The 26,549-nt window shown below is 45.4% G+C and carries 26 protein-coding genes; 12 read left to right on the forward strand and 14 right to left on the reverse strand.

Annotated features, from left to right (window positions below):
* Window positions 1–22: 22 nt before the first annotated feature.
* The 6 genes from mutM to R7R24_RS11580 all read right to left on the reverse strand — a co-directional run bounded on the left by mutM (window position 23) and on the right by R7R24_RS11580 (window position 4,871).
* Window positions 23–832 (reverse strand): bifunctional DNA-formamidopyrimidine glycosylase/DNA-(apurinic or apyrimidinic site) lyase, encoded by an 810-nt coding sequence (gene mutM, locus R7R24_RS11555; RefSeq protein WP_047103785.1) that lies wholly within the window; start codon window positions 830–832, stop codon window positions 23–25.
* A 102-nt stretch (window positions 833–934) separates the two neighbouring features.
* On the reverse strand, window positions 935–1,411 hold the full coding sequence (locus tag R7R24_RS11560; protein WP_054579415.1) for a hypothetical protein: 477 nt from the start codon (window positions 1,409–1,411) through the stop codon (window positions 935–937).
* Between the two features lie 274 nt (window positions 1,412–1,685).
* Window positions 1,686–1,856: a 50S ribosomal protein L33 gene (rpmG, locus tag R7R24_RS11565; protein WP_004410866.1), complete on the reverse strand. Its 171-nt coding sequence runs from the start codon at window positions 1,854–1,856 to the stop codon at window positions 1,686–1,688.
* Between the two features lie 13 nt (window positions 1,857–1,869).
* Window positions 1,870–2,106, reverse strand: a complete 237-nt coding sequence (gene rpmB / locus R7R24_RS11570; protein WP_005384783.1) for a 50S ribosomal protein L28 — start codon at window positions 2,104–2,106, stop codon at window positions 1,870–1,872.
* 302 nt (window positions 2,107–2,408) lie between these two features.
* The gene (gene radC / locus R7R24_RS11575) at window positions 2,409–3,083 is read right to left on the reverse strand and encodes a RadC family protein (RefSeq protein WP_025768320.1); all 675 of its coding nucleotides are present in this window, start codon (window positions 3,081–3,083) and stop codon (window positions 2,409–2,411) included.
* A 114-nt stretch (window positions 3,084–3,197) separates the two neighbouring features.
* On the reverse strand, window positions 3,198–4,871 hold the full coding sequence (locus tag R7R24_RS11580; RefSeq protein ID WP_054579404.1) for a methyl-accepting chemotaxis protein: 1,674 nt from the start codon (window positions 4,869–4,871) through the stop codon (window positions 3,198–3,200).
* Window positions 4,872–5,064: 193 nt separating this feature from the next.
* Between R7R24_RS11580 and coaBC the strand changes: the two genes are divergently transcribed.
* From coaBC to R7R24_RS11595, 3 genes are all read left to right on the forward strand, one after another.
* A complete protein-coding gene (coaBC, locus tag R7R24_RS11585; protein WP_005379387.1) occupies window positions 5,065–6,264 on the forward strand; it encodes a bifunctional phosphopantothenoylcysteine decarboxylase/phosphopantothenate--cysteine ligase CoaBC in 1,200 nt (399 codons plus the stop codon).
* A gap of 171 nt (window positions 6,265–6,435) precedes the next feature.
* The gene (gene slmA / locus R7R24_RS11590) at window positions 6,436–7,026 is read left to right on the forward strand and encodes a nucleoid occlusion factor SlmA (protein WP_005379386.1); all 591 of its coding nucleotides are present in this window, start codon (window positions 6,436–6,438) and stop codon (window positions 7,024–7,026) included.
* 6 nt (window positions 7,027–7,032) lie between these two features.
* Window positions 7,033–7,983 (forward strand): Kdo(2)-lipid IV(A) acyltransferase, encoded by a 951-nt coding sequence (locus R7R24_RS11595; RefSeq protein ID WP_005379385.1) that lies wholly within the window; start codon window positions 7,033–7,035, stop codon window positions 7,981–7,983.
* Window positions 7,984–8,067: 84 nt separating this feature from the next.
* Here the strand turns inward: R7R24_RS11595 and pyrE are convergent, their stop codons facing one another.
* Window positions 8,068–8,709 (reverse strand): orotate phosphoribosyltransferase, encoded by a 642-nt coding sequence (gene pyrE, locus R7R24_RS11600; protein WP_005379384.1) that lies wholly within the window; start codon window positions 8,707–8,709, stop codon window positions 8,068–8,070.
* A 104-nt stretch (window positions 8,710–8,813) separates the two neighbouring features.
* The gene (rph, locus tag R7R24_RS11605; protein WP_005379382.1) at window positions 8,814–9,530 is read right to left on the reverse strand and encodes a ribonuclease PH; all 717 of its coding nucleotides are present in this window, start codon (window positions 9,528–9,530) and stop codon (window positions 8,814–8,816) included.
* A 184-nt stretch (window positions 9,531–9,714) separates the two neighbouring features.
* On the opposite strand from rph, the gene R7R24_RS11610 reads away from it, so the two are divergent.
* Window positions 9,715–10,581: a YicC/YloC family endoribonuclease gene (locus R7R24_RS11610; RefSeq protein WP_005379378.1), complete on the forward strand. Its 867-nt coding sequence runs from the start codon at window positions 9,715–9,717 to the stop codon at window positions 10,579–10,581.
* Window positions 10,582–10,636: 55 nt separating this feature from the next.
* Here R7R24_RS11610 and R7R24_RS11615 read toward each other — a convergent pair whose 3' ends face one another.
* From R7R24_RS11615 to R7R24_RS11640, 6 genes are all read right to left on the reverse strand, one after another.
* Entirely contained in the window at window positions 10,637–11,062 is a 426-nt protein-coding gene (locus R7R24_RS11615; RefSeq protein ID WP_025768316.1) for a phosphate-starvation-inducible protein PsiE, read from the reverse strand.
* Window positions 11,063–11,230: 168 nt separating this feature from the next.
* Complete coding sequence (locus R7R24_RS11620) at window positions 11,231–12,070, reverse strand: ABC transporter ATP-binding protein (protein WP_005379372.1); 840 nt, start codon at window positions 12,068–12,070, stop codon at window positions 11,231–11,233.
* A gap of 35 nt (window positions 12,071–12,105) precedes the next feature.
* Entirely contained in the window at window positions 12,106–12,963 is an 858-nt protein-coding gene (locus R7R24_RS11625) for an ABC transporter ATP-binding protein (protein ID WP_081008271.1), read from the reverse strand.
* 9 nt (window positions 12,964–12,972) lie between these two features.
* Complete coding sequence (locus tag R7R24_RS11630; RefSeq protein ID WP_005379370.1) at window positions 12,973–14,799, reverse strand: extracellular solute-binding protein; 1,827 nt, start codon at window positions 14,797–14,799, stop codon at window positions 12,973–12,975.
* A 37-nt stretch (window positions 14,800–14,836) separates the two neighbouring features.
* Window positions 14,837–15,880, reverse strand: coding sequence for an ABC transporter permease (locus R7R24_RS11635; RefSeq protein WP_005379369.1), 1,044 nt, complete (start codon window positions 15,878–15,880; stop codon window positions 14,837–14,839).
* A gap of 1 nt (window position 15,881) precedes the next feature.
* Complete coding sequence (locus R7R24_RS11640) at window positions 15,882–16,907, reverse strand: ABC transporter permease subunit (protein WP_005384771.1); 1,026 nt, start codon at window positions 16,905–16,907, stop codon at window positions 15,882–15,884.
* An 820-nt stretch (window positions 16,908–17,727) separates the two neighbouring features.
* On the opposite strand from R7R24_RS11640, the gene R7R24_RS11645 reads away from it, so the two are divergent.
* From R7R24_RS11645 to gmk, 8 genes are all read left to right on the forward strand, one after another.
* Window positions 17,728–20,328 carry a TonB-dependent receptor plug domain-containing protein gene (locus R7R24_RS11645; RefSeq protein WP_017634998.1) on the forward strand — a complete coding sequence of 867 codons (2,601 nt, stop codon included), beginning with the start codon at window positions 17,728–17,730 and terminating at the stop codon, window positions 20,326–20,328.
* A 65-nt stretch (window positions 20,329–20,393) separates the two neighbouring features.
* The gene (locus tag R7R24_RS11650; RefSeq protein WP_047103763.1) at window positions 20,394–21,158 is read left to right on the forward strand and encodes a DUF3450 domain-containing protein; all 765 of its coding nucleotides are present in this window, start codon (window positions 20,394–20,396) and stop codon (window positions 21,156–21,158) included.
* A gap of 3 nt (window positions 21,159–21,161) precedes the next feature.
* On the forward strand, window positions 21,162–22,523 hold the full coding sequence (locus R7R24_RS11655) for a MotA/TolQ/ExbB proton channel family protein (protein WP_017634999.1): 1,362 nt from the start codon (window positions 21,162–21,164) through the stop codon (window positions 22,521–22,523).
* Window positions 22,524–22,532: 9 nt separating this feature from the next.
* Complete coding sequence (locus R7R24_RS11660) at window positions 22,533–23,060, forward strand: MotA/TolQ/ExbB proton channel family protein (RefSeq protein ID WP_005379363.1); 528 nt, start codon at window positions 22,533–22,535, stop codon at window positions 23,058–23,060.
* A 25-nt stretch (window positions 23,061–23,085) separates the two neighbouring features.
* Window positions 23,086–23,493, forward strand: a complete 408-nt coding sequence (locus tag R7R24_RS11665; protein ID WP_005379359.1) for an ExbD/TolR family protein — start codon at window positions 23,086–23,088, stop codon at window positions 23,491–23,493.
* A gap of 4 nt (window positions 23,494–23,497) precedes the next feature.
* A complete protein-coding gene (locus R7R24_RS11670) occupies window positions 23,498–24,130 on the forward strand; it encodes an energy transducer TonB (protein ID WP_005379353.1) in 633 nt (210 codons plus the stop codon).
* 9 nt (window positions 24,131–24,139) lie between these two features.
* Window positions 24,140–25,363: a tetratricopeptide repeat protein gene (locus tag R7R24_RS11675; RefSeq protein WP_054579406.1), complete on the forward strand. Its 1,224-nt coding sequence runs from the start codon at window positions 24,140–24,142 to the stop codon at window positions 25,361–25,363.
* A 448-nt stretch (window positions 25,364–25,811) separates the two neighbouring features.
* Window positions 25,812–26,435, forward strand: coding sequence for a guanylate kinase (gene gmk / locus R7R24_RS11680; RefSeq protein ID WP_005379347.1), 624 nt, complete (start codon window positions 25,812–25,814; stop codon window positions 26,433–26,435).
* The last annotated feature ends 114 nt before the right edge of the window (window positions 26,436–26,549 follow it).

The raw sequence follows: 26,549 nt of genomic DNA on the forward strand, positions 1-26,549 counted from the left end.
TTAAGCTCGATAATAGCTCGACTTACTTCTGACACTCACTACAAAAGAAGGTATTACGTTGGCCAATCTTTAGCTCTTGAAGTCGTTCGCCGCACTCTGGGCATGGCTCTCCGGCTTTTCCGTAAACCAATAACTCTTGTGCAAAGTAACCCGGCTTTCCATCGGCTTGCGCAAAATCTTTCAGCGTAGTCCCACCTTGCGTAATGGCAATCTCAAGTGTCATTTTGATATTTTCAACAAGTAACCCCCACTCTTGAGAAGTCAACTTACCTGCGGGCCTTGAAGGGTGAATTCGAGATTTAAACAACGACTCATTCGCGTAGATATTTCCGACACCAACCACGACTTTGTTGTCCATGATGAACTGCTTGACGGCAACACGCTTATTTTTAGCTTTCTCTACTACATATTCCGCATTGAACTCTTCAGTTAAGGGCTCAGGCCCCATGTTTGCTAGTACAGCATGTGACTCACCAGGAGCACACCACAGCCATGCCCCAAAACGACGCGGATCGTTATAACGCAGTATTTTTCCACTGCTTAGTTTGAGATCCACATGATCGTGCTTTGCTGGCGGAAAGTCGGCGTCTAGAACACGTAAAGACCCCGACATGCCCAAGTGAACAATGGCTGTACCTGTGTTTGTCTCGATCAGTAAGTATTTCGCACGACGACTAATCGCACGGATCACCTGCCCTTCCAATTTTTTAAGCTCTGTAGGAATATCCCAGCGCAATTTAGGCGTTCGAAAAGTAAACGACTGGATCGTTTGTCCAACCATGTGGGGGCTAATCCCCATACGACTGACTTCAACTTCTGGCAACTCAGGCATTAGATTCTCCAATTCACCGGCTAATAGTTCTCGCTGCTAGCATAATCGAAAAGAAAAACGATAAATAGGGAAGCTTATTAGGGGTATAGGCGCAAAAAGGCTCTACTCTGGCATAAGGTAGTTTTCATCGACGGAGATAGCGACCCATTTGTCTTGCCAGGTTTTAAATAGCCAAAAATCAGGTAAACGAAAGAAAGTCACCCGCTGCGGCTCTTCGATATCCTGATACCAGACTTCTACCGTTTCAGGTACCGTCAGGTTAGGTTTTAAATGATCGTACTGTTTTGAGGTAAGCTCCGTCCCTTCTAATGATTGCCAGCGTGATACAAGTTCACTGATCGGTGCATCAACTTTGATGTTGGATTGCCACCGTCCATCATGCAGCTCGAACTCCCAGCCACTATAGTACAAAGACTCCACGGTATAGTCGGAGCGAAGTACATTTGGGTAAGGGTCTGCTTGGTCTGTTAATAGGTAAGTTTTGATCCACATCGGCGCATTTAAGATCACTATAAACGCGATAATGCCCAGAATAAGAATATTGTTCCATCGGCGGCGACGAGCCGGACTCACACGCATAACCATCTCTACTCTCTTATCGTTATGAGTAAATTACCAAAGAGTATTGAGCTTGACTAGAACAACGGTGTCCAAGTGTGTAGGGAAGTGGTGACTAAGCGGCAGAGAGCGATCAATCAAAAATTCGAGTATAGAGTCGGACCAGTAGAATAACTTCAGCAGTGCTTTATAACCCGATGACGTACTGAACCTTTTCTTCAGCACTTTTATTCACGTAATAAAAAACCCAACTCGAAAGTTGGGTTTTTCAATTCATCAAAGAGACTGAAACCAATTATTTGATTTTTGCTTCTTTGTACATAACGTGCTGGCGAACTACTGGATCAAACTTTTTGATCTCAAATTTGCCTGGCATGTTACGCTTGTTCTTATCAGTTGTGTAGAAGTGGCCTGTACCTGCAGAAGATACTAGACGGATTTTCTCACGAACGCCTTTCTTTGCCATTGCTTATTTCCTCTTAAACGTTTTCGCCACGTGCACGCATGTCTGCAAGAACAGTATCAATACCTTTCTTGTCGATGATGCGCATACCTTTAGCAGATAGACGTAGTTTAACAAAACGTTTTTCGCTCTCTACCCAGAAACGATGAGTTTGTAGGTTCGGCAGAAAACGACGCTTAGTAGCATTTCGTGCGTGTGAACGGTTGTTACCCGTTACTGGACGCTTACCAGTTACTTGGCATACTCGTGACATGAATGTCTTCTCCAAAATCGTTTCAGCTCGATATCAACCTTGGTGGCCGAACCTCTCTATCTCTCGAAAAGAAGTTAGAGGTTAAGAACCGCTATGGAAAATCCATACAAGGCTATCAAAGGTCGCGCATTATACTAACTTGATATGCATTGCTCAAGACCCGAACAGATCCTTTTTACAGGTTTTCGTGATCTTTTTTTAGACAGCAGATTTTTTTAGCAGTCCAAGCTGAATTCAGTTAAAAATTTAGTGGCGTGGATGATAGCAGATTTTTAGCAACTAACAACCTAAAAAACGCACAGTTATATCCAGCCTCTTTCAGCAAAAGAGACACTTTCCCCATCTCCGATGACGAAATGGTCCAAAATACGAATATCCACCAATGCTAATGCGTCGGTGAGACGCCTTGTAATCCTTCTGTCAGCTTGGCTCGGCTCAGCAACCCCTGAAGGATGATTGTGCGCCAAAATCAAAGCCGCCGCGTTATGATGCAGAGCACGCTTGACGACTTCTCTCGGATACACCGACGCTGCATCCAACGTTCCTTCAAATAAAATTTCATCTTTTATCACTCGGTGCTGGTTATCGAGAAAAAGAATATAAAAAGCCTCTCTTTGCCGATCCCTTAAAATAGAAGACAGATATAACTTAGTTTGGTCGGGGCTGGTTAAGGCATCACCACGCTTTAGCGTCTCCGCCAAGTAACGTTGTGTCATTTCTAGTACCGCTTGCAACTGAACATACTTGGCTTGCCCTAATCCTTTGTGACGACAAAACTCTTCTTCTGATGCTGAAAATAGTTGTCTGAGCGAACCAAAGTCTTGAATAAGGAAGTCTGCAAGCTCAATCACGTTCATTCCGCGGGTGCCTGTGCGCAAGAAGATGGCCAGCAGTTCGGCATCGGTCAAAGCTTGCGGCCCTCGTTGCAGTAGCTTCTCTCTGGGCATGGACTCATTTGGCAAAGCTTTCAGTATCATCTGATGTCTCTTTATATGGAAAGTGTCCCTATTCCACAAAACAAAAAGCGAAAGTCGAGTATGACTTTCGCTTTCTTCGTACCATCAGTGCTTTCCATGCAACTTAATAGTTCATCAGAGTTTAAAGTTGCCAACCAAGCCGTGAATTTCCGTTCCAGACTGTGATAGCTGCGTGCTGATTGACTCGGCATGCTGCAACGTCTCATTAATTTTGTTCACGATCTGTTGAATAGCCACTAAGTTTTGGTTGATGTCTTCTGCAACCGCACTTTGTTCTTCGGCGGCAGACGCGGTTTGAATCCCCATATTTCGAATCGTACCGATAGAATTATGAACACCAGAAAGAGATTGCTGAATGAGCGCCGATTCTTCCGCCGTTTTGACACCTCTTTTTTGGCTCACCGACATCGTACTGACCGCTCTTGATACACCATTTTGTAGCTGCTTAAGCATGTCACCAATTTCATGAGTACTATTTTGTGTACGACTGGCTAACGAGCGCACTTCATCCGCAACGACGGCAAACCCTCGACCTTGCTCACCGGCTCTAGCCGCTTCAATCGCCGCATTTAGGGCCAACAAATTCGTTTGCTCGGCTATCTCGCCAATCACATCCAGCACTTTGGTTATTTTTTCAGTCTGTAAACTCAACTCAGAAATTGCATCTGACGTGCTGTCTATCTCCGTCACGAGTTCGGTAATGCCTTCTATTGCTTGCTCGACCTCATGCTGAGCAGCGGTGACTTGACTGTTGGCATCGTCAATTGCCTGCGCGGTCGCATTAGTATTGCTGGCTACTTCTTTGGCAGTCATGCTCATTTGCGTCACTGCCGTCACGACTTTGTCCGTCTCTAAACAGTGATCCTGCATTTGACCGCTCGCTTGGCTGGTCTGAGTGTTCAGGCTTTGGGAAACGGTCTGTACTGTCGTCGCAGAGCGATGAATGTCCTGCATCAGTGGGTGCAGCTTATCCATAAAATCATTAAACGCGGCCGCCACTTCACCGACTTCATCCTGACTTTCGACTTTTAAACGAGCCGTTAAGTCACCGCCGCCTGCGGCAACATCTTTTAATGAAGCCGCGACATGTTGTAATGGCTGAATACCTTTAGACACCACGATACTGGTGAGAACACTGGTAATGATCAATCCAATAACGGAAATCAACACGGCAGATAACGTATGCTCTTTTAGCTCTTGAGTCTTTAACTCTCTGTGCATCGCAACTTGCTGGTCGATGTCATCAATATAAACGCCAGTACCTAAAACCCAGTCCCATTTCGATAGATATTCTGCATAGCCCAACTTAGGCGCTTGTGCGTCAATGGTCGGTTTGTGCCACGAGAAATAGAGGAACCCATCCCCTTTTTGAGAAGCGTCAATCAAGCCCGCAATAACTGCGACCCCATTTTCATCTTTTAAGTCGTAAAGGTTTTTACCCTCTAATGCAGGTTTGATGGCGTGCAACGTATTCACACCTTGAGAGTCGTAGGCAAAAAAGTAACCATCGCTTTCAAAGCGCATGGCTTTCAGAATTTCTTTTGCTGCCTCTTTATTACTTCCATTTACATCCGCGTCGTATAACGGTTTTATCGCCGTCACGCCCATCATCATGTAGGCTTGTAACTCTTTCTTTTTCGTTTCGATGAGCTCTTGCCTGTCTCTTGCTAGCTCCGCTTCCAAACTTTTACTGCTGTTGATGTAATACACCACTGAGATCAACGTAGTGATCAACAACAGCGGAATTAGGGTTATCAGCAGCAATTTGTTTCGACTTTTCAACACCATGGTTTCCACTACCTCTTTTTCTTTTCAGACTTGCAAACTCCGCGCAACTTGTCTGTGAGGTAGGCGAGAATTTTCCCTTCCTCGGTCAGATTAATACTCTGGAGTTTGATGTGAATTATCTTCTCGTTATATATGCTCGGGCGGTCAGACTTTGAATTGTGTTAAAATCCGGTCATCAAATTGGAGATCTCACATGCAAACACTAGCAGGAAAGAAAATTCTACTCGGCATCAGTGGCGGTATTGCCGCGTATAAATGTGCGGAGCTAACCCGTCGCCTCATAGAGAGAGGAGCGCAAGTTCAAGTTGTAATGACGAAAGCCGCAAAAGAGTTCATTACCCCTTTAACCATGCAAGCCGTTTCGGGCCGTCCTGTCTCGGACAGTTTACTAGACCCAGCAGCGGAAGCCTCTATGGGCCATATTGAATTGGCCAAATGGGCAGATTTAGTGCTATTAGCGCCCGCGACCGCGGACTTAATCGCGCGCATGTCCGCAGGCATGGGGAACGATTTACTTACTACGCTCGTGCTCGCGACGGATTCCCCTGTTGCTGTTTCTCCTGCGATGAATCAACAGATGTATCGCAATATCGCAACCCAAGAGAACATCGCTACGTTAGCGCGTCGTGGTATGCACATCTGGGGCCCTGCGGCAGGAGAGCAAGCCTGTGGTGATGTAGGACCAGGTCGAATGCTGGAACCAATGCAGCTAGTACATCTATGTGAACAGTTCTTTCAACCAAAATTGCTAGAAGGTAAGTCGATACTCATTACCGCCGGACCAACTCGCGAAGCGATTGATCCAGTGCGTTACATTACAAACCATAGCTCCGGGAAAATGGGCTATGCATTGGCGAGCGCCGCAGCGCAGATGGGAGCAAAAGTCACCCTCGTGAGCGGTCCTGTCAGTTTAAATACGCCCGTAGGTGTTGAGCGCATAAATGTTTCCAGTGCACAAGAGATGCACGAAGCCGTTATGACACATGCAAACCAGCATGATGCCTTTATTAGCTGCGCTGCCGTTGCCGACTACCGCCCACAAACGATCGCGTCTCAAAAGTTGAAAAAGACAGAAGACAACGAAGAAATGGTCATTAATATGGTTAAAAATCCTGATATTGTTGCATCTGTGGCAGCAATGACGGAGAAGCGTCCGTTTACCGTCGGTTTTGCGGCTGAAACCAATGATGTAGAGACCTATGCTCGAGGCAAGTTAACAAAGAAAAACCTCGATATGATCTGTGCAAACGACGTTTCGGTTGCAGGGCAAGGATTTAACAGCAACGACAACGCAATTACCCTTTACTGGCCTGAAGGTGAACTTGCGCTCGCTTTAGAATCAAAAGAAGCATTGAGCTTTAAAATTCTCGAAAAAATGCATCAATTGATGTAACTAACGTTTGAAAACCCTGCCAATTTTTTACAAAAGCTGGCATAAATTTGGTACAAAAATGACAACTAAGGGTGTTAAATCTCCCATTCCACCCTTAGTGGTCTAGTTTGAGGCGAAATAGCGTCTTATAATCCCCTCCGCTCAACTTTGTATTTTGAAAGGAAGTAACTAATGGCCGGCAGTAAAAAATCCAACCGTCGTGAAGAAATCTTACAAGCATTGGCAGAAATGCTTGAATCAACAGATGGCGCTTCACGCATTACTACGGCAAAACTGGCCAAGCAAGTCGGCGTTTCAGAAGCCGCGCTGTATCGTCATTTCCCAAGTAAAGCGCGCATGTTCGAAGGGTTGATTGAGTTCATTGAAGAAGCCTTGATGACACGTATCAACCGTATTCTAGACGACGAAAAAGATACACTAGAGCGTATTCGTATGGTGATGCACCTTATTTTGGCGTTCTCTGAACGTAACCCAGGTCTGACACGCATTTTGTCGGGTCATGCTCTAATGTTTGAAAATGAACGTCTACGTGAACGCATCAATCAACTCTTTGAGCGTATAGAAACACAATTGCGCCAAATCCTGCGTGAACGTAAGATTCGTGAAGGGAAGTCCTTCCCTGTCGAAGAGCGCATCCTAGCCGCGCAAATTCTGGGGCAAGTTGAGGGGAGCCTAAACCGCTTTGTGCGTAGCGACTTTAAATACCAGCCGACTGCAAACTTTGACGAGTACTGGGCGCTTTTGAGTGCACAAATAAAGTAAAAGACTATGAGTAAAGACAAATACACGCAGCCCGAGTTTTCTCTTTCACTTCTTCACCCTCGTAACTGGGGCGTATGGCTTGGTTTTGGTCTGTTGGCCATCCTCGTCAATATTCTTCCTTATCGGCTGCTGCTTTCATTAGGTCGTTCACTCGGTAAACTTGGCATGCGCTACGGTAAAAAGCGTGTCCACGTTGCTCAGCGTAACTTAGAATTGGCCTTTCCAGACAAAACACCTGAAGAGATTCAACATATTGTTGAAGAGAACTTCAAAAATACCGGTATGGCACTGATAGAAACCGGAATCACTTGGTTCTGGCCGACTTGGCGCTTTAAAAACCTGATCGTCGAGAAAGATCTCGGCGCACTGCGTGAAAAAGCCAAAGAAGGTAAAGGCGTCCTACTTTGTTGTGTCCACGCTCTTAATCTAGAGATCACTGCGCGTGCTTTCGCCGTGTTAGGCGTGGCCGGGTACGGCGCGTTTCGTCCGCATAATAATCCTGCTTATAACTTTATCCAGTATTGGGGACGGACACATAACGGCAATAAACTGATTGATCGTAAAGATGTAAAAAAGATGATTCGTGTTTTACGCAGCGGTGAGCGTCTGTTCTATTTACCGGATCACGATTACGGTCGCAAAAAATCAGTATTTGTGCCCTTCTTTGCCGTAGACGATGCGTGTACGACAACAGGCACGAGCATTCTGGCGTATACCTCAAAATGTGCGATCATCCCAGGCTCAGGGTTTCGCAATGACGAAGGAAAATACGACATCATCGCCGATAACTGCATTGAAGCCGATTATCCACAAAAAGACGAAGTCGCCGCTGCCGCTTATATGAACAAGTATGTGGAAGAAGTCATTCTACGCGCTCCAGAGCAATGGATGTGGCTCCATAAACGCTATAAAACCATGCAAGATGAGCATGTCGAGAAAGGCATTCGCTATAAGTAAGTGGTCACGGCGATAAATCCAAAAACAAAAAAGGGCAGATGAATATCCATCTGCCCTTTTTACTTTTTCAGAAAAAGTAACCAATTAAATGCCGTATTCTGCGCGGTACGCTTTGACTGCTTCTAGATGCTCTTTGTCTGTGCCTTTCTCTTCAAGGAAAGTCACAAGGTCAGTCAGGCTAACGATTGAGATGATTGCACAACCAAAGTCACGCTCCACTTCTTGGATCGCAGACAGTTCACCTTTGCCTTTTTCTTGGCGGTCAATCGCAACCAACACACCAGCAAGGTCTGCGCCATTTGCTTGAATGATTTCCATCGATTCACGAATCGCAGTACCTGCTGTGATTACGTCATCCACTAGCATGATGCGACCTTCAAGCGCAGAGCCTACAAGGTTACCGCCTTCGCCGTGATCTTTCGCTTCTTTACGGTTGAAGCAGTAAGGCGTGTCGATATCGTGGTGATCCGCCAGCGCGACCGCTGTTGTCGTCGCGATTGGGATACCTTTGTACGCCGGGCCAAACAGCACATCAAACTCAATGCCTGAATCAGCGAGCGCAGCTGCGTAAAAACGACCAAGACGCGCTAGGTCACGACCAGTATTGAAAAGACCAGCGTTAAAGAAGTAAGGGCTTTTACGGCCAGATTTCAAAGTAAACTCACCAAACTTAAGAACTTCTTTCTCAAGTGCAAACTCAATAAATTCACGCTGGTATGCTTTCATTATTTTCTCTCTATGTCCTTGGTTTCTTGTGTCTCTTCTCGACAATCATTCATTTCTCTATTGTCGAGATAAAAAAATAGCCCCCATAATGGGAGCTATCTAAATCAATTGGCTAACGCCGCCTTCTGCGCTGCGACAATTTCCGTAATGCCGACTTTCGCCGACTCGAGCAATGCCATCAGCTGTTCGTGACTGAACGGTTCACCTTCTGCGGTGCCCTGAATTTCAATCATCTTGCCTTCTTCGGTCATTACCACGTTCATGTCTGTGTCTGCCGCTGAATCTTCAACGTATTCAAGATCACACAATACTTCGTCGCCTAGTAAGCCGACAGAAACTGCCGCTACGTGGCCTTTCATTGGATTCGCTTTTAGCTTGCCGCTATCCACTAGGTGTTGGAATGCATCGGCCATTGCAACACTTGCGCCGCTGATAGATGCAGTGCGAGTGCCGCCGTCTGCTTGGATAACGTCACAGTCAACGGTGATCATGAACTCACCCATGGCTTTTAGATCGACCACAGCGCGTAGGCTTCGCGCGATAAGACGCTGAATTTCCATCGTACGGCCGCCTTGTTTGCCACTTGCCGCTTCACGACGAGTACGAGAATGTGTTGCTCGAGGTAGCATGCCGTATTCAGCTGTAATCCAGCCTTTACCTTGACCTTTTAGCCAACGTGGCACAGATTCTTCGACGGTCGCATTACACAACACTTTGGTGTTACCGAACTCAACTAGCACTGACCCTTCAGCGTAAGCTGTGTAGTTACGAGTAATTTTGATAGGGCGAACTTGATCCGCCTTGCGATCGTTTGGACGCATGGGCATCTACCTTAAATATGAGGAGAAGACGATTTGGTTGGGCGAAGATTATAACGGAATCGATTCCGGATTCATAGGTTACGCCGCTGGCACAACATAAACAATCCATACATCCCGCGCACCTATCAACGCAGCATGATACACTCTTGAAGTAATTTTCAAAAAATGAAGACAGGAAAATTCGATGATTTACAGTATGACAGCGTATGCACGCAAAGAAGTAAAAGGCGATTGGGGCTCTGCGGTATGGGAAATCCGCAGCGTGAACCAGCGTTATTTAGAAACATACTTCCGCATGCCGGAACAATTTCGCGGGTTAGAGCCCGTTTTACGTGAGCGCTTTCGTAAGCGCTTAGCGCGAGGCAAAGTAGAATGTAATCTGCGTTTTGAAGCAAACCCTGCCGCAAAAGGTGAGCTTAGCATCAATGAAGCGCTTGCTAGCCAGGTAATTAAAGCCGCTGAACAAGTCATGCACATGACTGGTGAACTGAGCCGAATCAATCCATTTCAAGTCATGCAATGGCCGGGGGTAATGGAAACGCCAGAGCAAGACATGGATGCGGTAAATAAAGTGCTACTAGAAGCGTTTGATGGCGCAATGGATGAATTTATTGAAGCGCGCGCTCGTGAAGGCGAGAACATGAAGGCGCTGATTGAGCAACGCCTAGAAGCGATCACATCAGAAGTTGTGAAAGTGCGCGCACGCATGCCAGAAATACTAGAGTGGCAACGTGAGCGACTATTCTCGAAGTTCGAAGACGCTAAAGTGGAACTGGATCCATCTCGTATCGAGCAAGAGCTTATCCTTCTGGCACAGAAATCAGACGTAGCAGAAGAGCTAGACCGTCTTGATTCTCACGTAAAAGAAACCACGAACATTCTGAAAAAAGGTGGCGCAGTGGGTCGTCGTCTAGATTTCATGATGCAAGAGTTCAACCGTGAATCGAACACGCTAGCGTCGAAATCCATCAGCACCGACATCACCGCATCGGGCGTTGAACTGAAAGTTCTAATTGAACAGATGCGTGAGCAGATCCAAAACATTGAATGATCTAAAAGTCATCGAGTATTGAAACAAAAAAGCCCCGCTAATACGGGGTTTTCTTTTATTCGTCTTTTTCCAAGGTACTGTTATCAACGTAGGGCCAATAATGGTGCCCAATTCTGATCAGCAAAGTAGCCGCAGCCAAAATAAACGCAGCCAGAGATAACCACACAACCAAAACTGCATCCAGCTCTTTCATTCCGAGTGTGATATAGCGGGCGATTGCCATCATCGCGATATAGATAGGATAGCGTACCGGAATTTTACCGTTCATCACGAACTGCTGCACCATGGCGAGCACTTCCAGATAGATAAACATCAACAGAATATCCGTGAGTAAGACACGCTTCTCTACAAATACGTGCACAAACTCTTGCATCATGGCGTACAACGTCGCCAAGGTAATAGAGACTAATAACACCGCCTCCAAAATATGGAAGATTTTCAGGAAAGGTCGACTAAAGGATTTCGGTAAATTCGACGGCATGGTCCATTATCCAAACAAAGAAAATAGGCCTTGAGTTTAGCATGCAACGATCTTCAATCAATCAGAATAAACATCAGTGCGAATCGACTCCAAGTCCTGGCATTTGCTTATAAAAACGCTCCGCTTATTTGTCGGAGCGCTTTTGTGTTATAGGACCTGTGGCATCACTTACGCCACTTGCTGCTTTTTTTCAGCTACGCGCTTTTTCTTCCGATATTTAGGGTGAGTGATCGGAATCGCAGATAGGAGTTTTTTGGTGTATTCGTTTTGCGGGTTTGCATAAATTTCTTTAGCGCTGCCTGCTTCTACCACTTTACCAAAATACATCACGGCAACTTTGTCAGAGACATGTTTCACCACAGAGAGATCGTGAGAGATAAATATGATCGCCAAGTTCATTTCTTGTTGCAGCTGTAGCAATAGGTTCAAGATTTGCGCCTGTACCGACACATCTAACGCAGATACCGATTCATCACAAATCAGTAGTTTAGGCTTCAATGCAATCGCGCGAGCAATACCGATACGCTGCCGTTGTCCGCCTGAAAATTCATGTGGATAACGGTTTACTGCCGTTTCTGGTAATCCCACTTTGATTAAAAGCTCTTTTACCCATTGTTTACGCTCTGTTGGCGTGCCAATTTTATGAATAACAAACGGTTCTTCCAGAATCATACCGATGGTATGACGCTGATTGAGTGACTCCATTGGGTCTTGAAAGACGATTTGCATGTCTTTACGCAGCGAGCGCATCTCTTTAACAGACAGTTTAGTGATGTCTTTACCTTCAAAGAAAATCTTACCTTCTGTTGGCTCGTATAACTTTAAGATCGTGCGACCAAGGGTGCTTTTACCACAACCTGACTCACCAACTAGCCCCAGTGTTTCACCTTCAGAAACAGACAGTGAAACTCCGTCTACCGCTTTGATGGTGTAGCCTTTCTTGAACAGCCCTTTACCAGAAACAAAGTGCTGCTTAAGATTTTCAATTCTTAATACTTCTTTTGCCATAACATCCTCTTTTATGACTGGTTCACTTTGCTCAGTTAACTGGCAAACATACTGGCATCAATAGGCTTGATATCGATCATCTGCTTTGGCTCATTATCTAAGCTCGGCATCAACCCCATCAAACGCTCTGTATATGGGTGCTGTGGGTTATCAAACAACTCAAAAATTTCTGCTTTTTCGACAATACGCCCGCCATACATCACGGCAACATCATCACACACTTCTGCCACAACCCCGAGATCGTGAGTGATGAAGATCATCGCCATGCCCGTTTCTTCCTGAAGCTCGTTCATCAGTTCAAGGATAGACGCCTGAACCGTAACATCCAACGCTGTAGTCGGTTCATCACAAATCAGAATATCCGGCTTACAGGCCAATGCCATCGCGATCATGACACGCTGGCGCATACCACCAGATAGGTTATGGGGATACTCATTCAATCGCTTCTCTGGCATTGGAATTTTTACTTTTGCCAGCATTTCAATCGAGTACGCCTCCCGCTTCTTTTTGTCGAGCTCAGGTCGATGGAGCTCAAGCACTTCACATATTTGACGACCAATGGTGTGCACTGGGTTGAGCGCCGTCATCGGGTCTTGGAAGATGATCGAAATGCGATCGCCACGCATGGCGTACATCTCTTCCGCAGGCAAATCAACTAGGTTGGTGCCGCGATAATTCACTTCACCTTTGATAATGTTGCCATATGGCTTAGGTAATAGCCCCATGATCGACATTGAGGTTACGCTCTTACCACTACCTGACTCTCCTACCAGACCGAGTGTACGTCCAGCTCTCACATCAAAGTTCACACCATGCAGAACCTTCACTGGCCCATCATCGGTGGTAAATTCAACTTCGAGATCTTTAACACTTAGGATTACATCGTTTTCCATAACCAATCCTTACAGCTTATAAGTGTCATCTACGACAACAACAGGTTCAAAAGCTTTGCCTGACTTCATCGCTTGTTTCGTTTCTTTTTTGATATCACTATCAATCCAGTAAGTGCCATCGCCTATGATTGCACCACTGAACAGCGCCTCTGTCATGCGATTCATTGGCTTATCTGGAAACTTTAACCAGCGCCAGTGACCATAGCGGACATAAGGAACCATGTAGCCTGGGACGATAACGTGAGCATCAATGATGTCACGCTGAATCTCATGACCTAGCTGGATCTTTTTATCCATATCCATGCCAAAACGATACTCGATGATCTTTTCATCCAGTTCAGGCGTGCTGTAGTTTGTGAAAGAGTTAGTTTGCGGCTTGTTCGCATTAACTGAATGGAAATACTCCCAATACGTTGGGATCTCAGACGTACCCATATCTAAGAAAGCCAAATCGTGCTTTTTCTCACGTACGTATTTGAACATGGATGAGCCATCAACTAACTTGAGCTCAATATCCAGCCCTGCTAGCTTGGCTTGCTCACGCAAAAAGGCAATACGAGGAGTATGAACAGGTGTTCCGTAGGTCAGCTCGAAGCTTAAGCGCTCACCTTTATCATTGACACGAATACCATCAGGACCAATTTTGTTAAAGCCTGCCGCTTCGAATGCCTCGGCCGCTTTTGCGGGATCAAACTTCGGTGCCTTAGCATCTGGTAGGGTGTATTTACCATGACCATAACCGGTCGGGTTCGGTTTACGGGAATAGTCGCCACGCATGACATTCTCTATCATGCCATCAAAGTCAATCGCGTAAGTAATGCCCTTGCGAATGTTTAAATCATCCAGCAAAGGCATCGCGGTGTTCATCCATACACCACCAGCCCCAACTGGAAATTGGTTGTAACCCCAGAACTTTTGAATGTATCCCTTTTGGTAAGGTTCCGTATTCGATTTATCATGCCATAAGCTTGGTAAAACAAGACCAAATGCGTCCAGCTTCCCTTTCTCAAAGTGCTTCATCGCGATATCACTGTCGCGAATCACTGTGATGCGGATTTTGTCGACATTATAGCGATGTTGATAATACTTATTGCTGTAACCCCACCAGTCTTCACCGACATGCTTGAAGGTAACACTTTTACCTTTTTTAATGTCATCTAGGTAGTATGCACTGGTCGTTGGTTCACTTTTAAAATTGTAGTAGCGGACAAAGTTGTCATGTATACCGTCACCATTTTCATCTTTTGAAGGGTTAGCATAAAAATGTGCGGGACGTGGGCGCAGAGCCCCCATTCGTAACAGCAATTCTTCCGGATTGAACTCTTTCGCCGCCTTAACAGCAAACGTGTGAGTGTCGTACTTGATAACATCCGCAATCGTTTTGTTGTAGTAATCGTTGTACCAAGGTTCCAAGATGTCTTTGGAACGATAAAACTTCAGCATGAACACGAAATCGTCGGCAGTCACAGGTTTGCCGTCCGACCATTTGGCTTCAGGGTTGAGTTTAAAATAGACCGTTTTGTTGTCACCTGCTAACGCCCACTCGTTAGCAAGCTCAGGTATGAACTCTAAAGTATCTGGGTGGCGGACCACCAAGCCTGGTGTTTCATCTAAGATAAAAGAACGTAGCCCTGCATTAGCATCTGGGCCAACACTACGTAACGTCTGCGGGAAACTTGACATAAAGGTGCGATAAGTCCCTCCACGTTTCGCTTCTGGCGAACCATATTGAGGCTCATCCCAGTTTGTTTGCCAGTTTAAGTCAGTCGGAAGCGTTGCTGACATTGCACCAAAACTCAGGGCGCTCAGCGTGGACGCTAAAAATAATTTCTTCATAAAACTTCCCTTTTTATGTTTTGCTCACAATGCTCGCTTAAACATAGCGTGTGAATTTTTTCGGGTCGAAAGCCGCTCGAATGGCTTCACCAATAAAGGTCACCATTACCAGAACCAGAACAATAGAAGTCACTACTGACGCAACAATCCATGGCGAATCTAAGTTTGACTTACCTTGTTGCAGTAGTTCACCCCAACTTGGCGTTGGTGGCATCAAGCCTAATCCTAGGTAATCGAGAGCAGTCAGTGCTGTGATGTTAGCTGCAATAGTGAAAGGCGCTAGGGTTACAATCATCACCATCGTATTTGGCAAGATGTGATTAAACAAGATACGTCCGGTCGATGCCCCTAAAGCACGAGCCGCCATTACATATTCTCGTGCCGCTTCTTTATAGGTCATGGTCCGCATGTACCATGTCATCCCCATCCAAGTGAAAAGCACGTTAATAGCGACAAAGAGAGCAAACGTCGGTTGAACGATTGAAACAAGAATCATAATGACGTACAAAAACGGGACCATTGACCAGATTTCGATAAGTCGCTGTACAAACAAGTCAAATTTACCGCCCCAAAAACCCATAGCACAACCGACTGCAGTACCGATCGCGTAGGAAATGGCCATCGTAAGCAACGCAAATCCCATCGCCGTTCTGAATCCGTAGACGAGTCGCGCCAAAATATCGCGACCTATCACATCTGTACCTAAATAATGCTTATTTTCGGCGCTAGGTGCTGTTGGCGGGAAATCACCACTAAAATCTTGTTCATATGGGTTCCATGGCACAAGCGGCAAAATAACAAAGTTGTCGCCCCCTTCGGCCTCAAACGCTTTTTGCAGTACGCGATAATCCGCTTCGCTGGATGACTCTTGGCCGAATTCGCTACCTAAACGTACGTCACTGACAACAGGAAAATAGTAGCTACCATCGTACTTGACGACTAGCGCTTTACTGTTAATCAAAAGTTCGGCGAATAGAGAAAGGATCAACATAATAGAAAGAGCAACAAACGACCAATAGCCTCGTTTGATCTCTTTAAAGTGACGAATTTTCTTTTGAGTTAATGGACTAACTTTAATCATGTTACGCTCCAAACTTCACACGTGGGTCGACTAAAGCAACACAAATATCTGAAATAATGTTACCAATGAGCAGCAACAGCGCATTAATGGCGACAATACCCATAACAACAGGGTAATCACGCTCCATGATTGATTCGTAACCCAATAAGCCAATGCCATCAATATTGAAGATAACTTCAATCAGGAAGGCACCGGTCATGAAGAACAACAAAGAGTTACCAAAGTGACTCGCGATCGGAATTAAGCTGTTACGCAACGCGTGCTTACGAACTGCTTTTTTGAAAGGTAATCCTTTCGCAATTGCGGTGCGGATGTAATCTGAGGAAAGGTTTTCCATCAGGTTATTTTTCATTGTCATCGTCAGCGTGGCAAAATCACCAATGAGGTAACAGATCAAAGGCAACACCGCATGCCACATAATGTCTTTAGCGCGTTCAAAGAAGGTTTCGTAATCGTCGAAGTCATCGCCGACAAAGCCTCCCATCGGAAACCATTCCAAGTGATAACTAAATAACGTGATCAGCAATACACCCACCACATAACCTGGTAGCGCGTAGCCTACGAAAATGAGTACTGAAGAGGCGGAATCAAACACAGAACCGTGCTTGAGCGCCTTATAGTAACCAAGAGGAATCGAGATAAAATAACTAATAAAGAAGGTCATGCCGCCATAAAACAACGACACTGGCAAACGCTCTGCGATCATATCCGAGACAGGCTCGTAGTAACGCGTCGACTCGCCAAGATCTAGCATTACCAAACGACTTAACCACTCGACGTACGCTTCCGTTACAGGTTTATCCAGGCCATAAAACGCATTCAGCTCCGCGATTTGATCGTCAGAAAGGGCCGTATTACCACCCGCAGACGTCATTGATGCGGCGCCATCTCCCTGAGACTGCATTTGTGACAACATGCGTTCAACAGGTCCGCCAGGCACGAAACGAGTGATAGCAAAGATGAGAATAGTTATCCCGAGAAACGTTGGGATAACCAACGCCAAACGGCGTAAAAAGTACGACAGCATATACAACTTGCTCCTTGTCTACTGTCCAGTTCAAACGGAGTGAAAGAGGATATTTTCCGCCCAAAATGGTGCATATTTATCTCGTAGTAACTAAAACTGTTGAAGCACACTCCCTGCGCCTCAAGAGCTAGACTTTTCTACTACTGCAATAATTTCAGCGTCATATTTATCTTGAATCCACATCAGCTTCAAGTGTTTGAAACCAAAACATGACAAACTTCCTTCGATGTCGAAAAACAGAAATGTTTTTGTAAAAAATTATAAAAAACCACAAAAATAATTCATACAGAATATCAATCTAGGCTGTTTAGAGCCAAAACCCTACATAAAAATGCACCCTACACACATAAATAGACACATAATCCAAGGTTATATTTGACCTAAAAATACGAGTGAGCCCTTTAACCGCAATGGGTATCATATTTTGATACCACCTAATAAGTTCGAGCTAACAAAGTATGGATTCGATATAAAACTCATCTCAGAACAATTCACTGGAAAAATATCTTTTTCCAGATTCAATTACCCACTAAAAAACCATAGGCAAGATAAGTCATTAAAGTTTATAAGAAACACAAAATACGGTGTTTTATTGAAATTTAATCTCGACTCATAAACCTTATTCGGTTTTTTATTCCGCCTTTTAAATAAAGCCTGGTTATTTACATCTTTTTTACATTTAAGCATCCCCGTTTACCACTGGTTTGACTTCCTTTTTTCATCTCGGTTATACATTGGCCGAACGTTAACGAAATATTAACGTCACATTTGGCCGCTATGCGGCCAGACATAGGAAATAATAATAATCGGAGCAACAAGGATGTATAAAAACACAACCGCTTTATCTGTTGCGATAAGCCTTGCTTTGGGGACAGCAGCAGTTGCAGCCCCAGCAACAGCACTGGCAGAAGAGCAGCAAGTTGAAAAACTTCAAAAGATGAAAGTTACTGGTTCGCGTATCTCCACGACGGATATGGAAGGTCCTTCACCAGTTACTGTTATTAATAGTAAAGACATTGAGTCTAAAGGCTTTAACAGCGCGCAAGACGTATTGAACAGTTTGACCCAAAACACAGGTGGTGTAATGGCTCAAACAGACTCTTTCTCGTTTACACCAGCAGCGCAGTCAGTCAACTTACGTGGCCTTGGCGCGTCACGCACATTGATTCTTATTGATGGCCGTCGTCTTCCTCAATACCCGCTAGCACAAGATGGTACATCTAACTTCCAAGATATCGGCCAAATCCCTGTCGCCGCTATTGAGCGTGTTGAAGTAATGACCGACTCAGGTTCTGCTATCTACGGCTCCGACGCAATCGGTGGTGTCGTAAACTTCATTTTAAAGAAAGACTTTGATGGCGTTTCTGTAAAAGTACGCGCGGGTGACGCGACGGATGGTGGTTACCAAAATGGTCGTTTAGACGTTGTAGCTGGCAAAAACTTTGACGACAAACGTATTCTCTTCGTTGGCCAATTTGCGGGCAACGAAATGCTAAAGCAATCTGACCGAGATGATTGGGCTGGCGATGACGGTTCTAGCCGTTCTCAGCTAAGTGGCTACTCTAGCTACGGTGCAAACTTTGAAGGCGCCAACGGAACACTTCTAACACCAGCTGATGCTGGTTCTTCATGTAAAGAAGTCGTTGGTGATGCCGCGATTGAACGAGCGGATGGAAAGTGTGGTGTTAACCGCTCTGCATACCGAACATTAAAACCAGAAAACAAACAAGTAGACCTACTTTTACGTGGTGAAATGGACATTAACGACAATGTCACTGCCATGGCAGAAGCCCGTTTTGGCTACAAGTCTACAGAATCTGAATTCGAACCTAACCCTTACAGCGTTGAAGTTGATGCCACTCACTTCCGCGGCGAAGGCGAATACACTCGCCGTATGGTCGAATTTGGACCACGCGAAAGTAACACTGAAGCCGATTCTTTTGGCTTAACCTTAGGCTTGAACGGCCTGCTTGCTGATACGTATGATTGGGACCTATCCGCTGGTTACTCTGAGCAAAGCGTTGAAACAAGCAACCCAGCAATCTTTCTAACTCTCGACCAAGCTGTACAAAATGGTGATGTCGATCTTCTAGGGCCTATCTCACAAGACGTTGTAGACAAATACAGCGGCACTTCAAGCAAAGAAGCTTACTCAAAGCTTTACTCTGTTAACGGCTCACTGGCTGGTGATTTGGTTGAACTTCCTGCAGGTATGTCTGGCTTTGCTGTTTATGGTGAATGGAACCGTACTGACTACAATGAGACGATTGATGCTACAACAGCAGCTGGTGGTTTCTCTGGTCTAGGTGGAACATCAGGCGGCGGTGACCGCGATCAGATTGGTCTTGGTGTTGAAGCTCTTATTCCTATCATTGAAGATTTAGAAATGACTGTCGCTGGTCGTTACGACCACTACTTCGACGACTCGGCAACTGGCGGCGCATTCACTCCTAAAGTAGCCCTAGCATACCGTCCTACTGACACCCTATTGCTACGTGGTAGCTACGGTCTAGGCTTCCGAGCTCCAGACTTGAAGCGACTATTTGGTGATCAAACTCGAGGCTTTGGTTCTGGTTTTGACCCTGTGCTTTGTGCCAACGCTGGTGGTAGCGGCCCACAAGATAAAGACAAGTACCCAGAGTGTGATACTCAGTACTTCGATACGCTTAATGGACCTAACTCAGAGCTGAAAGAAGAAACAAGTACAAACATTAACTTGGGTCTAGCGTGGGAGCCTGTGGATGATCTTGGTGTAACCGTTGACTGGTACCACATCAAGATGGAAGACGTCGTAACAGCACCAACTTACCAAGACGTAATTAACGATCCAGGTAAATACCCAGGTACTGAAGTCGTTCGTAACCCAGATGGCACCATCAAGTCGGTATCCTATGGTCCAGTGAACCAGTCGTATGAAGAGCGTTCTGGTATTGACCTAGCGATCAAATACGCATACGACACTAATGAGTTCGGCTCATTTAACACGCGTGTTGCTGTAACGAAGATCTTGATTGCTGAATATCAAGAAAACGACAGCGAGCCTGTAACGGATGAAAGAGATTTCATGCCTGAATACACCGCAACGTTAAATCTTGGCTGGGCATATGAAGATGTCGCTATCAACCTATTTGGTAAATACCGCGACCGTATGTGTTCAAGCTACGCAAACCGTTACTACTTTGATGACTGTGATTCTGCTAAAAAAGCGGGTTACAAAGCAGAAATCGCTAGTATGACAACGTGGAACCTAACGGCTTCTTACCAATTCAACGAGAGTGGTCGTGTAACTCTTGGTGCTATCAACATGTTTGACAAAGTACCGCCTGCAGATCCTCTAAGCGATACCTCTCCATTCTATGCAACTGGGTATGACGATCCAATCGGACGTCAACTATACGTCGAGGCATCATACGACTTCTAAAAAATATTTGGCGCGGGTTTTCCGCGCCCTTTTCGACTGACTAAAACACTGACAAGGATGCAACCATGAAATTCAAGGAATTTGGTCTCAGTGCCATAGCTGCAGCATTGCTTACTATCAGTAGTAGCTCTATAGCGGCCAACTCTGGTGCTGTCGTTTCCACACAAGCAAAAGCAAATCAATCTTCAGAAGCTTCGCAACAAAAAATCGACAATTATGCCGAAAGTACTGAAGGCATGTTGGCAGAATACAAAGGCTTACTACGTCAAATCGACAGCATGAAAGTCTACAACGAGCAAATTAACCGTATGGTTCAATCACAGCAAAGTGAATTGGACTCATTAAATAACCAAATTGCTCAGATCGATCAAACGGCAACAGAAGTAGTGCCACTAACACTTAAAATGATCGATGCACTCGATGAGTTTGTGACTCTCGATCTGCCTTTCCAGAAAAAAGAACGTAATAAACGTGTCCAAGAACTGCGTCGTCTCATGGATCGCGCCGACGTAACGACTTCTGAGAAATTCCGTAAAGTGATGGAAGCCTACCAAATTGAAGAAGGCTTCTCTCGCTCAATTGAATCTTACAAAGCTAGCCTAGATAGAAATGGGGAAACCGTGACTTACGATTTCCTACGTATTGGTCGCACGGCGCTTTTATTCCAATCTCCAGACGGTGGTGAGACAGGTATGTGGAACCAACAAACACGTCAATGGGAAACATTACCGGAAAGCTACCGCATAGCGGTACAGCAAGGCCTTCGTATCGCGAAGAAGCAAGCGCCACCAGCGCTAATCAAATTGCCTGTATATGCTGGGGAGGAATAAGAGATGAAAGGATTCAAAACTCTAGCCGCTGGTCTACTAGCGAGCTTATTTATGGCTTCAGGCGTACAAGCAGAAACGCCTAAAAACCTATCTGAACTACTCAAAAACGTAAAATCAGAAAGCATCGTTGAGTCAAAAGAGAACAAAGCCCGTGAAGCTGAGTTCAAGAACAACCGAGATAAGCAAGCAGCATTATTGCAACAGGCTCGTGAAGAGCTAGCTTCACAGCAAGCACTGGGCGATCAACTTAAAGCGACATTTGATGAAAACGATAAGCAGCTGACTGAACTAACAGAAACCTTACGTGTTCGCTCTGGTACTTTGGGCGAAATGTTTGGTGTGGTCCGCCAATATGCGGGCGAGTTTAAGGGCTTATTTGCAGCCTCTCAAAACGCAGTTCAGTTCCCAGAGCGTGACGCGCTACTAACGAAACTGGCTGAAAGTAAAGAACTGCCATCAACGCAAGAGCTAGAAGCATTCTGGCATACTATTCTTCAACAAGTGGTTGCCTCAGGCGAGACAGCAACAACCCAAGCAACGGTTGTTTATGGCGAAGGTAAAGAAGCGGTTCGCGATGTTACTCTTGTCGGTGAATTTAACGCGATTGCCGATGGTAAGTACGTTACTTATGTACCTCAAACAGGTAAGTTCGAAGAACTCTCTCGACAACCTCGCACCAATATTACACGTCATGTTGCAGGCTTTGAGTCAGCGTCAAACAGCTATGAGCCACTGTTTATTGACCCATCCCGTGGTGTAATTCTGTCTCTACTTGTACAAAGCCCAACCGTTCAAGAACGTATTGATCAAGGTGGCATTGTAGGTTACGTCATCCTTGGTATGGGTGCAGTTGGCGCTATCATTGCTCTAGTTTGCTTCCTACGCCTTCAAGTGATTGGCGGTAAAATGCGTAAGCAAGCGAAATCAGAAACCGTGATTCCTGGTAACCCTCTGGGTGAAGTTATCCAAGCTTACCAAGAACACAAAGGTGACAACCTTGAAGATCTGGAAGCGAAACTGGACGAAATCATCCTACGTAACGCACCGAGCATTGAACGCTTTATCAGCTCAATCAAACTGTTCGCTTCTGTAGCACCACTTCTAGGTCTACTGGGTACGGTTATGGGTATGATCGGTACGTTCCAAGCAATCACACTATTTGGTACAGGTGATCCTAAGCTAATGGCTGGCGGTATCTCTGAAGCACTTGTTACTACGATGCTTGGTCTGGTTGTCGCAATTCCTCTACTGTTCCTGTACACCATCGTACACAGTAAAGGTCGTCGTTTGGTTCAAACTCTTGAAGAACAGAGTGCAGGCTTCATCGCTCGCTATCAGGAAAAACTACATAAAGCCGAAAGCTAAGGAGGCGTTATGTGGTGGTTAGTTGGAGAACTTGAATCAATTAGGCGCTTCTTGGGAATGGGTGGCGATGTACTCGTCGCCATCTTCATCCTCAGCTTTATGCTTTGGGCAGTATTGTTAGAACGTTGGTTCTATTTTGCTGCCGTCGCTCCAAAAGCCATGAAAAAAGCCGTTGGCTCATGGCAGGGGCGATCAGAGCACCAGAGCTGGAACGCTAAGATGATCCGACAAGAAATTGTTTCTCGTCAGGACATTGAGAATAAAAAGGGCCTGCCAATCGTGAAAGTGTTGATTGCGCTTTGTCCCTTACTGGGTTTGCTCGGCACCGTTGTTGGCATGATCCAAGTATTCGACATCTTAGCGGTAACAGGAACAGGAAGCCCTCGAGCAATGGCCTCGGGGATCTCAAAGGCAACAATCCCAACGTTAGCCGGGATGGTGGCTTCTCTATCAGGACTGTTCTTTAGTTCACGTCTTGATCATTTAGCCAAAGTAACAACGCAAAAGCTGGAAGATAAGCTAAAGCATATTGCCTGAGTAAATGGAATTAGAGGTATAGGTCATGAAAAGACGCTATAGCAGTGATAGCAGTGATGAAACCGCTATCGATATGACACCGATGCTCGACATCGTATTCATCATGTTGATCTTCTTTATCGTAACAACATCGTTCGTAAAAGAAGCTGGTCTAGAAGTAAACCGCCCGACGGCAAGCTCTGCGCAAACCGTGAAAAAAGGTAACATCATGGTCGCAGTTGGTGCGGCGGGTGATGTTTGGGTTGATAAACGCCGCATCGAAGTGGACGCGGTTCGCGCGAATATTGAACGTCTTCGTGCAGAAAGCCCTGATGGCGCAGTTGTTATCCAAGCCGACACAGAAGCAAATGCTGGCGTAGTCGTGAAGGTTATGGACCAGATCAAAATGGCAGGTGTAGAAAGCATCTCCATTGCCGCAACCAATAAGGATTAAGCTTATGCGGTATCTGGCCTCAATTGCACTGGCGCTCATTGTCTCCCTCGGGTTGTTCTGGGGGATGGACAAGCTAGTAAACAAAGAGCGCCACGAGTTAGTGTCGAATGATGACCTGCGTATGGTCGAGTTTATTCGCATTAAACCAGACGAAAAAATACAGGAGAAAAAACGCGAACTTCCAAAGCCACCACCGCCTAAGCGTCCGCCGCCGCCGCCAGAAATGAAAGTGACAGCGACAGTAAAACCGGTGATGGAGCAGACCCCAATGGATATGCCAAAGCTTGACCTACCCGTAAATGTTACAGGTGGTTCGGTGCTTGGACATTATAGCCAGGGTGGAGGTGCGCAACTCGCGGGTAGCGGAGGTCCAACACCTCTAGCGACATTCCAACCTCAAATGCCTAGGAAAGCTGCGAAAGCAGGAATAGAAAAAGGGGTCGTCTTATTAGAGTTTACTGTCAACGCACGTGGTGCCGTAGAGGACATCAAAGTTCTTAAAGAGCAACCACGACGCTTAGGCCTCGGTCGAGCGGCAAGAAAAACAGTCTCTAAATGGACATTTAAACCAAAATTGGTTGACGGGAAACCTGTTAGCTCGCGCCTATCGCAAGAAATAGAGTTCTCAACCAATTAAGGAGTCACGATGAAAAGTTTATGGAAAAGCAAAGTGGCTTCTTTAATTCTCTTCGTAGGAGTGGCAATGGCCGCTCCTACGATGGCAAAAGAAGCTCCTCAGTTATCAGATCGGACATTTCGAACCGTTAACAAAGTGCAAGAGTTGATCGCAACTGAAAAATATTCAGCAGCGAAAGAAAAACTAGCAAGCGCTTTAGAAAGCACAAGTTCGAAAAAATACGACCGAGCAGTTTTACTTCAGCAGACTGGCTTTTTGTATTCGCTACAAGACAATTATGTGCAAGCAGCAAAATACTTTGCCGAAGCATTACAGCTCGACGCACTTCCCGTTCCTGTTGCTCAACAAGTTCGCTACAGCTTGGCTCAGCTTTACCTAGCTGAAGAAAAGTATACGTTATCTGTAAAAACGATGAAGGAATGGTTCAAGGTTGCAGAAACAACCAAAGAGAAGCCTCAAGCTCATGCTTATATCACGTTAGCGAGCGCCTATGTTCAGTTGGAAGATTACAGAAATGCAATCCCGCCAACCAAAAAAGCCATCGCGATGAGCAAGAGCCCAAGTGAGTCTTGGTACTTAATTCTCGTTGCATCTCACTACGAGTTAGGCCAGCTGAAAAGCGTTGCCAGTGTACTCAAAACTCTGACTTCAAAGTACCCTCAGAAAAAGCGTTACTGGATGCAACTTTCTGGTGTCTACATGGAGCTAGGTCAAGAGCGAAACTCTCTAGCCACCCTAGAAATGGTTTACAAAATGGGGAAACTAGAAGGAGAGAAGGAATATTTACGCTTTGTAAACTTCTTGGCTTATCAAGGTATTCCATATAAAGCAGCCAAAACTCTTGAAAAGGAAATGGCAGCTGGAAACATTGAAAAGACGAAGGAAAACTATGACCGCCTAGCCAGTTTCTGGCAGCAAGCTAAAGAGCTAGATAAATCAATTCTCGCTTATAAAAAGTCATATAACCTCGCTCCTTCTGCTAAAACGCAAATTCAGATTGCTCGCTTAATGATACAAGACAAGCAGTATTCTGAAGCAACTCGTTTTGTAGAAAGCGCGGCATCCAGTGCCTCTAAAGAGCAAAAGGCAGAACTTGAATACATTCGCGGGATGGCCTATTTCGAGCTTAAGCAACCACAAAAGGCCTTGCAGGCGATGAAAGGCGCTGCTCAATCGCCAAAATTCAGGTCAACCGTTAGCCCTTGGATAAATTTCCTAGAGTCTCAAGGATAATTCGAAGATTAAGTGTGAGTCAGTCGCACGCCTGGGGAAGTGAAAGCTTCCCCTTTTTTCCGTTTTATCTTTATTAACCCCTATTTTTAACCAGAGTCACTCACGCAAGCCAAATCGGGACTCTAAACCTAAAATCAGCACACTAAACGGTTGTAGAAATGGTTTTAATAACAGAGTGCGCGGATGGTAAGTCCTGTACCACGCTCCTTCTTCGCTGTTTAGGAACACTCTGGCGTAAGTAACTATTTCATCTGGGACGATCACAGACAGAAAGATCAACTGGTAACAAAATAGAGATCATGATACTCTTCGCCTCCATTTTTCTGGCGGGATTATCACCAATATCCACCCCTTTGGTGGTTGATTTCTCAATGCCAGTGCTATCGTTATAAGAATGTCGAACTTTCCTTCGGCACTCAATCAATCCAATCAAAAGTGGAACAGTACAATGGGCAAAGGTACTCTCTATATCGTATCTGCACCTAGCGGCGCAGGTAAATCTAGCTTGATCTCAGCGATGTTGGAACGCAACCCAACCTACGCAATGAAAGTGTCTGTGTCTCACACCACGCGCAACATGCGACCTGGTGAAGAAAATGGTGTCCACTACCATTTTGTAGCGAAAGATGAGTTTGAAGCCCTGATCGCTAAAGGTGACTTCCTAGAATACGCAGAAGTGTTTGGTAATTATTACGGCACATCTCGTGTATGGATTGAAGAAACACTAAATAAAGGTATCGACGTTTTTCTAGATATCGACTGGCAAGGCGCACGCCAAATCCGTGAACAAATGCCAGAAGCCAAAAGCATCTTCATCCTGCCACCATCAAACGGTGAGTTAGAGCGTCGCTTGAACACTCGTGGTCAAGATAGCGATGAAGTGATCGCAAAGCGTATGGCTGAAGCCAAGTCGGAAATCTCTCATTACAACGAGTACGACTACGTGATCGTAAACGACGATTTTGATACCGCTTTGATGGATTTTAAAGCTATCTTGCGTGCTGAAAGATTGAAGGAAGAAAAGCAAGCTGCTAAATATAAAGGTATGCTTGACGCGTTGTTAGCAGAGTAACTTCAAAAAAGTCACGCTGTAAAACATAAAGAATTTCCCGTTTTTTGCCCAGTGCGAAAAACACAATAAACTACCTGAGAAAGTCCACAAACGGTGGCTTGTCTAATTGCTAGT

It is taken from the genome of Vibrio sp. 704, assembly GCF_033339295.1.